Origin of the sequence: Flammeovirga kamogawensis, assembly GCF_018736065.1 — a bacterium.
In the GTDB taxonomy this organism is placed as follows: Bacteria; Bacteroidota; Bacteroidia; order Cytophagales; family Flammeovirgaceae; genus Flammeovirga; species Flammeovirga kamogawensis.
Genome location: NZ_CP076128.1, coordinates 2,453,978 through 2,469,967 on the forward strand (window position 1 = coordinate 2,453,978; position 15,990 = coordinate 2,469,967).

The following is a 15,990-nucleotide window of genomic DNA, read 5'->3' on the forward strand; positions in this document are numbered from 1 at the left end:
ATATTTTTAGCTAAATCATTTACAACAACAAATACATTACACAGGTGAACTCTATTACTCCGTACATCAACTTTTACGTAATATTATCTCTATAGTACTATAAAAATGGATAATGATCCATTTTATAGCTATGAACATTCAAATAGTATTATGTAAGGTATAGCAAAATCGTTAAGTTATTAACAATTCACTTTTATAATACCTATCAAATACTTTTTTCTATTACATCATTAAACCTTTCTTAAAAACTATTAAAGAACTTCTTCAAATAAGAAAATGTTATGCACTCGTTGGTATTTGTAATAATATCATAATTGACTTAAAACTACTATTTATCCTATTAACTTATTTACCCATTTAAAATGAGAAGCATACTATTTACCCTTAGAACATTTATTCTAACTTCACTTACCCTACTCTATTCTTTGAGTAGCTATGCACAACCAGGTGATTTTGATTGCCAATATGGAAGTCATGGATTTAAACATCCAGAAGGAAAATCACAATTAAACACTGCCTACATTTATACCTCTGGTACTTATGAAGGAAAAATGTTAATGGTTGGTTCTACCTATGAAGGTAGTACAGCTAAATTTGGTATTTGTAGAGTTAATAATGATGGAACTTTAGACACCACATTTGGAACTAATGGATGGACAAAAGCAGATTTCTTTAATTATTATCAACATCCTTATGGAATTGCTGTTAATAGTGAAAATGAGATTTATATTGTTGGTAATGCAGCAACTCCAAGTCCAGGTAAACTCCACGGTGTTATTTTAAAACTTACAGAACATGGTTTAAAAGATACAAGCTTTTCTGGGGATGGTATGGTTTCACACTTATCATCAGGAAGTAGTCATACATATTTTAATGATGTGATTATACAGTCTGATGGAAAAATTGTAGTTGGAGGATCATCTAATGAGAACGATGACAAGATCTTATTTATGAGATTTACTACTACAGGAAGTATAGATACATCTTTTGGTAGTAACGGATCATTAAAAGTAAATGTCTCTCAAGAGGGAACTTTTTCAGAAGGACTTTCAAACATGTGCATGGCTTCTGATGGTGACATTTTAGCTACCGGTGGAGCAAATGTAATATTTGGAAGTAGTAACCAAAATGAAGCTTTTGCTTGTCGAATTACAAGTAATGGAGCTATTGACACATCTTTTGATGGAGATGGAGTTAAAATTATTGATTTAGGTAGTAAATATTCAGCGGGTAAAGGTATTCATGAAGACAGTAACGGTAAAATTTATATTGGCGGTAATAGTAATAACCTACATGCTGACGGTAATGTATATAGAACTATGGCTGCCGTAAGATTAAACGCTGATGGTTCTTATGATACTTCTTTTTCTGATGATGGAATTGATGAAATTTTTGTTGTTGATCCAGACTATGGAACTTATAGTGTAGAAGTACATGGATCTACCTTACAATCTGATGGTAAATTTTTAGTTACAGGTGGTTCTTACGGTACAACTATAGCAAGATGGGATACAGATGGGAATTTAGATACTTCATTTTCTGATGATGGAATTGTATATCAAAGTGGTTTAAATAATGATTGGGGGTATGAAATTTTAGAATATGGAGATCGCCTTTATCAATTTGGATGGTCAGATGATCCTAGTACTGGAGAAACCGACAGAAGATTTGCATTATTTAGACTCTTTAAAGATGATGTTGATATGATGTTTGATGACATCAGTCCAAATAATCCAAGTGCAGCTGTTACAAAATCAGGAAGTACTGTGTCAGTATTATCTGTTACTCCTTTTGTTTGTGGCATTTTAAATCCACTTACTATAAACAGTATGACATTCACTACTGATGGCACTACAGATGTGAGTGATTTAAATAGTGCCTCATTATATTACAGTTCTTCCAACTCTTTAGATGATGCTGTTCTGTATGGTACTCCAATATCTAACCCTAACGGTGAAATGGTATTTACGAGTGACATTGCTTTGGCTAAAGGAGATAATAGTTTTTGGTTAGTATACACATTAAATAATAGTGCTCCAGAAGGAAATATTTTAGATGCTTCTTTTACTAAGTTTTCTTTAAATTCTGTAGAAGAAATACCATCTACAACTACAACTTCAGGTAGTATTACAATACAAAATTTCATCTTTTTAGAAACAATAGGTGATGGATCTTGTACTATTCCTACAGATTGGACTACTGTTGATGAAGACGGTGATGGCCACAATTGGTATGTTACAGATACTAAAAATGATTTTCCACAAGGAGATGTTTCATTAATAACTCCAAAATCAGGTTGTTTGATTGCTAGTGATTCTTATGAAGAAGTTAACTATGGTGAATTAGGACCAAAGAATTGGTTAATTTCAAAACAAATAGACCTTACTAATTTTACTGATGTAGACCTATCCTATTGGTACGCTTCCTATGATAATGATTTTGCACATGAAGAACTTTCAGTTTTAGTATCCACAACTACAAATGACATATCAAGTTTTACGGCTGTTGTACCTGCTTATACAATTCAATCTCATGAATGGACAGAAAAAGTTGTTGATTTATCTGCTTATGATGGGCAATCCATTTATATCGCTTTTAAGCATGAAGAAGGTATTGATGACGGTTATGGATGGGGAGTTGCATTAGACGATATAAAACTTAATGGTACAGAACAGACTCCAAACACTCCCCCAGCAGTTGCTACAAATAATACCCTTACACTTAACGAGGGCGGAGACGGTACTATTACACCTAATTATTTATCAGCCTCTGATGTAGAAGAATCAGGAACAGATTTAACTTTTACTGTTACTACTTCTGCTACTAATGGGCAATTGTACTTAGAAGATAATGACGGTAGAAAAGCCGCTGCTACTTCTATTACACAAACTGATTTAAATAACAATCGAGTGAGCTATACACATGATGGATCAAATACTACTTCAGACCAAGTGATATTTACATTGTCAGATGGGAAAGATGAAATCACTAATGTTACATTTAATATCACGATTACCGCAATAGATGACACCACACCTACGCTGTCAAATAATACAGGAACTTCTTTAGCAGAAGGAGCTACAGCTAATATAAGTAGTACTCAATTATTAGCATCTGATGAAGACTCTGAAGATACATCAATAATATTTGCTATTTCTACCCTGCCAACAAATGGTACTTTATATAAATCAGGTACTCCACTTACTACCCAAAGTACTTTTACAAATACAGAAATAGATCAGCTATCGTATATACATAACCATAGTAATACTACTTCAGATCAGTTTTCATTTACTGTTTCAGATGGTACAAATACATCAACAATACAAAATTTTAGTTTTACTATTACACCTGTAGACGATACCCCTCCCGTAGTAACAAACAATGGAAAAACAATTAATGAAGGAACAACTCATACATTTACAGTAACAGAATTTACAGCAAGTGATGAAGACTCTGACGATGCTACTCTTGTTTTTACAATCAATAGTTTACCTATAAATGGTACCCTAAAATTAAACGGTACACCAGTTACAGTAGCTGCTACTTTTAACAGTAGTAATATCGAAAACCTTACATACGAACATAGCGGTGATGAAACTACAACGGATAGTTTTAATTTTATTGTCTCAGATGGTACAAATACAACATCAGAACAAACCTTTGCTTGGACAATTACTGCCGTTAATGATGCTCCAACAGTTACTGTAAATACAGGTAAAACTCTAAGTCATTCTGCTACACATACTTTTACACTTTCAGAAATTAATGCTTCTGATACAGATAATGATGCTGTAGATTTATATTTAATTATAGATGATGTACTTCCTACTAGGGGTACACTCTATTTAAATGACAATGCACTTACAACGGGTAGTCAAGTAACTTTAGCAGAGATTAATAATGGTGCATTTACTTATTCACCTTCTGATCCATCTGCTACCTCAGATTCTTTTACCTTTACAATTTCTGATGGTACAGATGCAAGTAGTATTGCTATTTTTAATTACTCTATAACCAACCAAGCACCAACTGTATCAATAAATAATAACCAAACAGTACTGGTTAACGATACATATATTTTTACTACACTTGTACTTAATGTTACAGATACAGATGATACAGATAGTAATCTCAAGATTGTGATAGACGATGTTCTTCCTCAATCTGGTACACTTTACTTAAACACTACTCCATTAACAACAGGTAGTGAATTCAGTTTACAAGATTTAATAGATGGAAATATTTCGTATCAAAATAATGGAGCAACAGCTACATCAGATAGTTTTAGTTTCAGAGTATATGATGGAATAAATTATTCTGTAATTACAGTTTTCAATTTTACCATTACTCAAAACGCCCCTCCTTTAGTTACTATTAATACGGGGAAAACAACAACAGAGGGTAGTGAATTTACAATAGACAATACCTTAATTTTTGGTAGCGATGCAGACGATGCTGATTTTGTTTTTATGTTAGCTACTGTTCCTACAAATGGTACATTATACTATCAAGGTACAACTGTAATGGAGGCAGATAATGCATTCTTACAGAGCAGTCTAATTAATGGAGATATCAAGTATGTTCATAATGGAAGTAACACAACTTCTGATAGTTTTAACTTTGTTGTCACCGATTTAAAAGCTGTTTCAGATATTGCTACCTTTAGTATAGTTATAACTCCTGTAGATGATGACACGCCTATTCTTGTAAATAATACAGGAAACACAATTGATGAAGGCGGAAACTATTTATTTACCAGTACAATGTTATCTGCTTCTGATACAGATACTGATGATACTACTTTAACCTATACATTAAATAGTGCCCCTAGTCAAGGTACAATTACTGTTAACGGTACTGCAATAGGTACTAATGGAACATTTACCACTGCTGATATATCAAATGCTATGGTACGTTATACCCACAATGGCAGTAATTCTACTGCCGATAATTTCAATTTTACTGTAACAGATGGCACAAATACTTCAGTAGTAAAAACATTTACCACTACAATTACCCCTGTAGATGATGATGTTCCATATATCACATTAAATACAGGAAATACAATAGATGAAGGCGGAAATTATGCGTTATCATTAGCCATGTTAAATGCTTTAGATAATGATACTGATGCTAGTAGTTTAAACTTCACATTAAGTAGTGTTCCTACTCAAGGTACATTAGCACTAAGTGGAACTCCACTTACAATAGGAAGCACATTCAACCTTTCTCATTTATCAGATTTTATAGTTGTCTATACTCATAACGGAAGTAACTCAACTGCAGATAATTTCAATTTTACCGTAACAGACGGTACAAATACTTCTACAGTTAAAACGTTTACAACTACTATTAATCCAATAGATGATGACCTCCCTTACATTACAGTAAATACAGGTAAAACTATAGATGAAGGTGGCAATTTCACGTTCTCTTCTACTTTACTTGATATAAGTGATAATGATACAGATTTAAGTAGTCTTCTTTACACATTAACCACAATACCTACCAATGGTAATTTAACTTTATCATCAACGATATTATCTGTTGGCGATACATTTACCAGAGCTGATGTTGCTAATTTAATGTATCAGCATGATGACAGTAATACTAGTTCGGACCAGTTAGCTTTTACGCTCACAGATGGAACCAACACCACTGCAGAAATTACTTTTGCCATTTCAATTACATTATTAGATGATGATGCACCAACAATGGTGGTAGAAAATACTTCTCTGTTATTGGAGGGTGCTACCTTAAACTTTAGTTCAGCTGAATTTGATGCAACAGATGGTGAAATTGATAATGCAGCTATTATTGTAACAATAACTAGTTTACCTGTAAATGGTCAGTTAAAAAATAATGGTACTGTAATCGCATTAAACGAAACCTTCTTGTTTGGTGATATTGGAAACATCTCTTACGAGCACGATGATACCAACACAACTTCAGATCAGTTTAGCTTTACTTTAGGCGATGGTATTAATACCACTACAGTATTTACAGAGCAGATTATTATTACCGCAATTGATGATGACGCTCCAGTATTGACCACTAATACAAGCCTTACACTTTTAGAAGGTGATGCTGCGAATATATCAAATAGTAATTTAGTAGCTGAAGATACTGATTCTGATAACAATGGATTAACTTATACTTTACTAAGTAATGTAACAAATGGTCGTTTATCAATAGGTAGAAAAACACTTTCTGCTAATAGTACTTTTACGCAAAACCAGGTAGATGGATCACAAATAAAATACACTCACAATGGTAGTAATACTGTTTTAGACTCAATCAAAATAAAAATTACAGATGGGACACAAACCTCAGCAATAGAAACCTTCTATTTTGTAATTAGTCCTATTGATGATGATGCTCCTATTGTATCAATAAATACAGGAGCAACTATTGATGAGGGAGAATCTATTAATTTATCTACTTCAATTCTTGCTGCTACAGATGTAGATATTGATAATAATAACTTGAAATTCTTTATTGTTGATGGTGTTTCTAACGGTAAGATGAGTAAAGGTAGAAAGAGGTACAATTCAGGCAGCTATTTTACATTAAGTGATATTGCAAGTGGCAGTATTAAATATACACATGATCATAGCAATACCACTGAAGATCATTTTACTTTTTATGTTTCTGACGGTACATTAACTTCTTCTACCCAAAGCTTTATAATTACATTAAATGCTATTGATGATGATGTGCCTGAAATGATAACAATGACCGATTTGTTTTTGCATATTGACAGTACGGATGTTATGATTACGCATGATGATCTTCATTTTTCTGATGATTTATCTAGTTCAGAAATGATTAATTATCAAGTGATTGATGCTCCTGAACATGGTTTACTATACAATATTTCTTTAGGTTCAGAAGTAGATTATTTCTCACAAGATGATATTGACAACAACATTATTCAGTATCAATTAACAAGTGAAGATATCTCTACAGATGAGTTTACTATTATGGTTTCTGATAGTGTAAAGAATACATCGAGCATGTATACTGTAATAATTGATATTATGGCTGAAGATGATTTTACCAATATCTATGCAGGAACAATTAAAGCTCCTAGTAATACTTCAGTGCCTGTATCTAAGCAATTATACCATTCACTTTATTTAGATCAGATTCCAATGGAAACGAATCTTCGTATGCTTACTTCTACTATACACGGTACAATTAGCTACGGAACAGAGGTGTTTACAGATTCAACTAATTTTAGAATTGAGCGTATTCTTACAGATAGTATAATGTATAATGCAAAAGAGGTAGATATTGTTACCTATGACTCAGTATTATTTATAATTGAACATGCACTTACTGATGATAAAATTTATCAAATAAATTTTAAAATTTCTCCAGATGCCAGTGTCACTTCACTTGTTAGTGAATTAAAGGCCAATATTAAGACATACCCTATGCCTTTTGATAATACATTTACTATTGAAAGTGATCTTCTATTTAATCGTTATAGGTTACTGTCTAATACAGGGCATTTAATTACACAAGATGCTTTTGATATGGTTGGCAGAAAAAATATTAATATTGGTACTATTTCTAGTGGAGTCTACCTATTAGAATTGACGACAAAAGAGGGTATCATTCATAAAAAAATAGTGAAGAAATAAATAAAAATCAGTTTTATATGAGTCCTTTATCCAAATGGATAAAGGACTTTTTTATTAAATGGAATGCTGAAAAACTATATTGAACCTATCACAAGCTAAAATTAAACAAAAAAATACCCCCTTCATTTTTCAACAAAGAGGGCTATATGTTTGTAGGTTAGTCATGTATAATTTCTACTTAAAACGTCCCATTCCGGCACCTTCTACGCTATCACCATATCCACCAGCTTTAGTAAATTTCTCATTTAAGATAGCTTGTCTATGTCCCCATGTTCCTTTATTGGCAGGGCCATTTCCATCATCAACAATCCACCCTTTAACTGCATTTTTTGGGTCACTATCTGCTTTCCATCTAGGTCCCATTATTTCTGCAGAACCTTTTTCTTCTTTTTTACTTAATTCAAAACCAATCCATCTTTTAGGATCAGTACTAAAATCACCATGTCCATCTAAAGTTTTTTTACCTGGAGCACTATCAGATCTACCATCTACAGTAGCATAAAATTCCCATTTATCTATTCTATTTACATGAGAAAGATAAAATACACTCCACTTATAACAACCAATTGTAAGTTGTTCATCATAAGTAACATCCTGAGGGTTATGCCCAGTTTTAGAAATTTGATTACTTACTTCTGCATAACTCATTTGGTTTTGAACTAACTTCTTGTTTAAATCAACACCTAAATAATCTTTAAGGTAACTTTCCCAAGCTGCAGCTCCATTTCTATAAGCTTCTCTGGCTTTATTTACTTCTGAAATAAAACCATCTGCCCATTTCTTTTCTTCTGCTGAAATAGAAGATTTATTAATTAAATCGTATAATTCTTGTTTAGTTAATAGCTCAGATCCCTTTGGTGACCCCGGATAATCATAAGCAACAATACCTGTACTAGAAATATGACTTGTTAAACCTGCTATTTTTATTGAGCTATTTTCTTTATTTTCTTTATTTGCTTTACTAACTACTTCTTCAGTACGGAAACCTTCTATGTCTTTTTTAGGTTTTATATCACTTTCTTTATTTTTTGAACATGAAAAGCTAAGGGCAACTAAAGCTGCGAAAAGTATTTTTTTTGTATGCATAATGTTTTTGATTGAAGATGAACGATTGACATATTAAAGACATCTCCCAAATAGAATTAGACATTTTTACCCCTATAATAAGCGTTAATACTAGGTTAGGTTTAACCGTTATGAAATAGTATAAAATCTAAAAAAATATTCCATCAAAAAACAAGAAGAGCGTATCATCAATTACTTAGTAGATGATACGCTCTTCTTCATTTAAATATTTTATTAAGCCAAAGCAAATTCTCTTTCGAACCTACTGTAATCAATTCTTACAGGCTTATTGTTATCATTTAACGCTACAAAAATAAATACGCTTTCCATTACTTTTTCTCTAGTATCAGAAAACATGTCTTCTGCATACATTTCTAACACCACACGTAATTTAATTGGGTCTGCTTTTTCCACCCTGCCAATTACTTCTACAATGCTATTAGGTGCAATTGTCTTTAAAAACTTAATATCTTCCGTTTTTAAAGTAAACATTTTCTGCCTTGTGAACCTCGTGGCTGTTATATAAGCTACTTCGTCCATCCATTTCATAGCTTCTCCGCCAAATAAAGTATTATTGGCGTTCAATGTATTAGGAAAAATCACCTTACATTGCTTTGTCACCGTTCTTCTTATTCTCTCTTCCATAGCTCCTTTAAAAATAGTATGTAAAGTTAAAAACATTGTGAAGGATGTTGACCATTTAAATGAGTAAAGATTCACTTAATTACGATTTCTAAAATTGGGTTAAATAAAAAAAATCCCTGAAATGTAACTAAATACACTTCAGGGATACTAATAAAATTTAACTTAACTACTGAATACTATTTCTTAAGTTCTTTAGCGTAAACCATTACTTTTCTTTGTAAACGGTCTATATTTTCTGTGTTCGTAATATTAATTTCAATTGCCTCCATATAAGCTGAAAATGCTTTTTCTTCGTCACCTAAACGAGCATAATAGTCACCTAATATTTCTAATGTTTTATTATTTCTTTCTACTGTAATTGCATGGTCTATCCATTCTTTTGCTAAAGCTAAATCTCCATTCCAATTAATAGATAATTCAGCTGCTTTAGCGTAAGTTGCCCAATCAGATGAAGTTGTATTTTCTATCATTTCAACTAATTTTTCTGCAGTAGCATTAGATGGCTTTTCAACTGGAGCAGCAGCAAATAATGTAATAGAGAATAAAGTTGCGATTAAAGATGTAATTAGAGTTTTCATAGTAATGTTATGTAATTAATTTGACACTTGTTATTTGTCTATAGTAAATCCATAGTTATGCCAATAAAATACAACCACCTAAATATCAGCTAATTAAGACACAGATATACAATTAATTACATTTACACTTGTTCACTATCGAACACGAGATTTCCATAGTAGTACAGTTTTCGTTCACTTTAGAGCATTAGATATTATCCAGCACGTCTTTAAAGTTTTCACCAGCATTTAAACCAATTTTTTTTCTTAAACGGTATCTAGCTTTTTCTACACCTCTTGTAGAAATATTTAATAGTGTTGCTATTTCTTTGGTAGTCAGTTCTAACTTTAAATAAGCCATTAATTTTAAATAGGTAAGCGTTAAATCTGGGTATTTTTCTTTCGCTCTTTTAAAGAAGTCTTTATGAATTTGGTCAAAATGTTGTTCAAAATATTCCCAATCATCTTCAATCTTAAAGCCTGTATCAATTATTTTTAGTAACCCTCCTACTTCTTTCTTTACTTCTTCATTTTCTATATTATCAGAGAAATTATTTATGTTTGATTTCACCTGATTCATCATTTCATTTTTATTGACCATAAGTAAAGTATTAGACATCAATTTGGTATTATGAAGATCCAATTCGGCTTTTTTCTCTTTTACTTCACTTTCTAGCTGTAGTTTTTCTAATTTAATTTGATCCTGCTCAGACTTAACTCTTTCTAGTTCTACTTCACGTTCTAAGAATTCTTTTTCTCTTTTCATTTTGAGGTACCTTAAACGCCAAAACAACCAAAATAAAAAGAGCACAATTACACCAATTATTATTTTAAATGATCTGGTTTCGTAAAAAGGTGGAAGTATCTTAAATTTTATTGCTTTTGATGGCTGAACAGGCCCCATATTATTTACTCTCACTCGTAAAGTATAATCACCTTGGTCTAAATTGGTAAAAGTAACAGATCGTCCTTTAGGCAAAGTGATCCAATATTTATTAAAACCTTCCAAGTAATATTCAAAAGTCACTTTTTCTGAATAAGCGTAAGTAACGGCAGAAAAGGTAAATGTGAGTACATTCTCTTTTTTAAAGAATTGAAGTTCCTCTTTCATTAAAAGCGGTTTATCTAAAACAACTCTATCGTTAATTGATTTACCCACAGAAATATCCTCATTAAATATTTTTAATCCCGTAAAAATTACATCAATTTTTTCGTGTTGTTCATTTATCTCTTTGGGTGTGAAAAACACTAATCCGTTTACCGTACCTAAGTAGATTTCTCCTGTTGGAGACTTTTCGACTGCTCCGTGAAAAAAAGTATTTTCTATAAGTCCATCACTTTCATCAAATCGAATGATTGTTTCATCCTCCTTCACTTTTGAAAGTCCATTATCTGTAGTAATCCATAAGTTCTGATTGTTATCTTCAATTACCCCTACAATGATATCACTTGATAATCCATCTTTTTTCTTTAGTACACTAAAACTGTCTTTATTTCTATTGTATTGGTACAGTCCTTCTCCAGTTCCTATCCATAAACGGCCTTTAGTATCTTCATGAATAGCATTGATATATCCATTTTTTAATGTAGAATTTTCATCTTCTGGCAAGTAAACTCTCCATCTTTTTTGAACAGGATCATAACAGTTTAAACCGTAAGATGTTCCCATCCAGATCAAGCCATAGCTATCTCTAGTAATTGCTCTAATAAAATTGATAGATAAGTTACTATTTGGATCATGGGATTGTAAAAGCTCTACAGATTTATCTTTTAAATCAAGAATAAGAACACCTCCACCATGTGTTCCAATCCACATTTCTTGGTGTATATCTTCATAAAAACACCGTACATCTCTATCTGGTAATTCTATTCCCCAATCCTTTTCTATATTAATAAATTTATTTTCTTTTGGCTGATAAATGTAGACTCCTTCCAAGTAGGTTCCCATCCAAATCCATCCTCTACTATCTTTATATAAGCTTAGAATTTTATCAGGAACATCACGATTACACAATTGATCTACCACTTGAACTTTCCCTTCTGATAGAACATTTAGTTTTCCGCCATCTGTACCGATCCATAATTTATCTTTATCATAAAGTAATGTTGCTACTTGAGAGTGGCTTAAAGAATATTTTTCTGTTGGATTATATGGAATACTTTTTAATCCTTTTGTGTGGTTTTTAATACTTACTCCTCCTTGATAATGTCCCACCCAGAGGTTTTGTTTTTTATCAATAAATAATGATCTCACCACATTATTAGCTAATACATTGGCTTGGTTTACTTTCTTATCCCAATGTGTACTCTTTCCTGATGCTATATCATAAGTATAAATACCCTGCCCATCTGTGGCAATATATAACTTACCATTACTCTGTTCTAGATCAAAAATAAGTGATGATGTACTTTTAGATGAAGCTGAATAATTTACTTTAGAAAACTGAAATGTTGTGATATCATATTTATATAAACCATCTCCATAAGAAGAAATAAGTAGTGTATTATTACCAATATCTTCGGCATCACTAAATGCAAAAAATGGTTCATATTTATCGTAACCAGTAAACTCATAAACAATTTTATCCATTGTAGAATTAAGAACAACAATTCCTTTCTCATGAGAAAAAATCCATAATTGTCCTCTTTTATCTAAAAATAAATTCTCTATTCTTATTCCAACATCTTTAACTATTCTCTTATTTACAATCGAAAAAAAACTCTTCGTATTCGTATTAAATCCTCTAACACCACCACCGTTTGTTCCTACTATTAAAACTGAATCTGATAATGATAGAATTCTCATTATTGGTACATCATAATTGCTGTACGGACTTTTTGATGGGTATTGTTTGAAGGTATCGTCTTCTATATTAAAAAGATCTAAAGAACTTGCTGTTCCAACCCAAAATTCTTTCTCATTAATATATAAAAGAGAAAGTACTTGATTGTTTGAAAGACCCTTACTCGTTGACTTCGTATAATTTTTAAAAGAATGTGCATCATACCTTGATAATCCATTATCTGTTGCCACCCAAATAAACCCAAAGTCATCCTGACAAAACTGATTTATTGTATTGTGAGGCAAACCATCTTTCATAGAGAGCGTATGAAAAACAGGAAGTTGCCCATACATTTTTAATGAAATTAGAAGTAAGAAGAGTGTTAGTTGTTTCATAGCTGGTAAAATAAATATCGTTAGAATATAGTAGGAGTAAACACTCCAATATAATCATGTTTGCATAAAAAATTGTTAACGCTAAAAGTAACAACTTTAATTTAGTTCTTTCCTAAAAAAATAGAATAAAAAAAACTTCTCTCCTACAGTATAGAAGAGAAGTTCTTTCTGTTAAAATTGATGTGAAATTACTTTACAATCAATTTAATTTTTTGAATACTATCTACATATTCAACTGTAATAATATAAAGCCCTTTATTAAAGACACTTCTTGCTATTTGTGTTTTATTTGATATTGTTTGAGTAGAATAGATAGTTTTACCTTCCAAATCAAATACTCTTACTTGTGCACCTATAGTGTTAGCAGGATGATTAATAAATACATCTTCTTCTGTAACAGGGTTTGGATAAACTACTGTTTCTGTAAAGTTAGAAGTTAAAGACTCGGCAGATGTACGTCCATTAGAAGACGTTCCCATAATCTCTACATGTGCCCAACTTTCTTGTCCTTTAAAAGTAACATAATATTTACCGTCTTGCTTTGCAGGAAGATTATTCATCCATAAATTTGTTACATCTACTCCATTAATTGTAACAGATTGTGCCCCCCAAGAGTTGATATAATCAATATCTTCAGAAGTAACCCAACATTGTTCCTCTACACCATCATAAGAAAAATCTAATGTTATAGGCTGTGAAGTTTCACAACCTCCAGTTTCATCACCTTCTGTCACAGTAATCATTACTGCTGCATTAATTTGTGCGTTACTACTTTGAGCCGTAATTGTTGCTTGTCCTTTTGCAACAGCTACTACTTCTCCTGTTGAACTTACTGTAGCAATTGATGTGTTTGAAGACGACCACGTAATACTTTTATCGGTAGCATTTGCAGGTACTACTTCTGCTGATAATTGAGTTGTAGCATTCACTTTTAAAGTTGTTGCATTCGCTTGAAGATTTAAGCCTGAAACAGCAATATCATTACCACCAACTTTAGAAAAAGAAAACCAATTGATGTTGAAACCTCCAATGTTTGCTTTAATACCAATTTCATATTCACCAGCTGATAAAGCTATTGTATGTTCAACAGTTTCCCAGTTTTGCCATCCACCTGTAGAAGGTATTGCAACTGTACCTAAAACATTTGCACCTGCATTTGTATCAATTTGTAGTTCGTTACCCCCGTTTAAAGAAGCAATTCTATACGATACTTTATAATTGCCAGCTTCAGCTACAGAAATTTTGTAACTCATCCAATCTTCGTCATCAATGTAACCAATGTTAGACCCACCGTTATTATCTAAAGTAGCTTCTACTTGTATTCCAGACATTGCACAAAAATCTTCGCTTTCTATTTGAGCAGGAAGAGCTACAGCAGTACATTCTACAGGTCCGCCCTCTAATGGATTCCAGAAGTTACCTGTAATTGTAAACATGTACAAAGCGTACAACGTAGTGTTAAAATAGCCACTTGGCGATTTATTTACTAAATAGTTATACGCTCCATCTATCTTATCCTGACCTGCTGGTGCATACATATAAGATGTTGCAAATGCTCCAGAGAAAGTTGCACTGTTATTTGTTCCGTAAGATGATCCATCCATATTGTAACCATCTACAATACTTCCTAAGCCACCTTTTGCTTCTGTAAATTGGTAACTTTGATTTATGTAATCACCTGCTTCAGAAACACCGAACCAAGCATAATCTGTTGCCATTCTCCAAGGAGTACGAGCCGCATCGTAATGATATTTTGTTCCACCTTGAAAATATCCACTAGCATCACCAGAAAAAGATCCACCCGAAGTACACCAGTCTGGAACTAATCCATAAGAAGGGTTTAAAGTTGATTTTATGTTAGCTAGTATCTCATAACATTTTGCTACCACTCCATTCCAATAGCCTTGATCGTTAGTATATTCTCCAAATACTCTAAAGTAAGCAGGTGTAAAATAAGATGGGTTAGTAATGTTATCGCCACCCCAACCTGGGCCAGGTCTAGGCACAAGCGTTGAAGAGATTTCTTTGTCTTTAATAATACCAATCATGTCTCTGGCTAAAGCTCCATAATTTAGAGCTCCTCCGCTACCCCAATTTGCTTCTGCAACTATTAGAGCAAAAGCATAATCAAATTCTGCATCGGCAGCACCACCTGTGCATCGGCCATCACCGTAGCCACAATCTGTAGCTACTTCCCAACAACCTTGGATTTTCCAATCCATTACACCATCCGCATTTTTAAAACGGTTATAGTACTTTGTTAGACCATCAAAAACATCTCTGTCTTTTGCATAAGCAGAAAGAAGCATACCGTATGCAATACCTTCAGAAACAGATTGGCTAGGGTTATCGAATCTTACTCTAAATTCTCCTGTTTCGTTACAATACTCTAAATAACCGTTTTTCCAGTTATTATAAGAAGCCATTGCTGCACTGTTGCTTCTTGCACTTGGCATATTACCATGTGGATAGTTTACTGAGTTTAGCGACTGACCAAGTAGTAAATGGCTCGTCAAAATCATAGTAAATAAAAAAATAATTCTTTTCATCATAAAAAATATTTATTAGTGTATTTAGAACACTCAAATATTAGCTATTGGATCTTGAGTTCTATTTTTTTAGGTACGACAACCCTACGACTTCCACTGTTATTGATGTAGACAAAAACTCCCTTCATATAAAAAACATTTCGTTTTCTAAGATGAAGTAAACACCCAACCTGTTTATTTTTAACAAGTTAACTATACGTTAAGAATACTATTTAGAATAAGACAGATAAACGAAAGTAGACTGTTTAATAAACATAGATTTGAAACTAGACTCTGCTGATATCTCAATAATAAAAACCTTACTCAGTGTATTATTTAAACGGTAGTAATGTATTTAAACAAAG

General features: G+C 32.4%; 6 protein-coding genes. 1 reads left to right on the forward strand and 5 read right to left on the reverse strand.

The features are described 5' to 3' along the window. Positions 1-362 precede the first annotated feature (362 nt). Positions 363-7,652 carry a cadherin-like domain-containing protein gene (locus KM029_RS09805; RefSeq protein WP_144073123.1) on the forward strand — a complete coding sequence of 2,430 codons (7,290 nt, stop codon included), beginning with the start codon at positions 363-365 and terminating at the stop codon, positions 7,650-7,652. 174 nt (positions 7,653-7,826) lie between these two features. Here KM029_RS09805 and KM029_RS09810 read toward each other — a convergent pair whose 3' ends face one another. The 5 genes from KM029_RS09810 to KM029_RS09830 all read right to left on the reverse strand — a co-directional run bounded on the left by KM029_RS09810 (position 7,827) and on the right by KM029_RS09830 (position 15,619). Further along, complete coding sequence (locus KM029_RS09810) at positions 7,827-8,738, reverse strand: hypothetical protein (protein ID WP_144073124.1); 912 nt, start codon at positions 8,736-8,738, stop codon at positions 7,827-7,829. A 213-nt stretch (positions 8,739-8,951) separates the two neighbouring features. Next, positions 8,952-9,398 carry an acyl-CoA thioesterase gene (locus KM029_RS09815; protein ID WP_205125430.1) on the reverse strand — a complete coding sequence of 149 codons (447 nt, stop codon included), beginning with the start codon at positions 9,396-9,398 and terminating at the stop codon, positions 8,952-8,954. Positions 9,399-9,538: 140 nt separating this feature from the next. Further along, complete coding sequence (locus tag KM029_RS09820) at positions 9,539-9,940, reverse strand: tetratricopeptide repeat protein (protein WP_144073125.1); 402 nt, start codon at positions 9,938-9,940, stop codon at positions 9,539-9,541. Positions 9,941-10,127: 187 nt separating this feature from the next. Then, positions 10,128-13,097 carry a ligand-binding sensor domain-containing protein gene (locus KM029_RS09825; RefSeq protein ID WP_144073126.1) on the reverse strand — a complete coding sequence of 990 codons (2,970 nt, stop codon included), beginning with the start codon at positions 13,095-13,097 and terminating at the stop codon, positions 10,128-10,130. Between the two features lie 188 nt (positions 13,098-13,285). Beyond that, positions 13,286-15,619, reverse strand: a complete 2,334-nt coding sequence (locus KM029_RS09830) for a glycosyl hydrolase family 8 (protein WP_158631018.1) — start codon at positions 15,617-15,619, stop codon at positions 13,286-13,288. Positions 15,620-15,990: the final 371 nt, after the last annotated feature.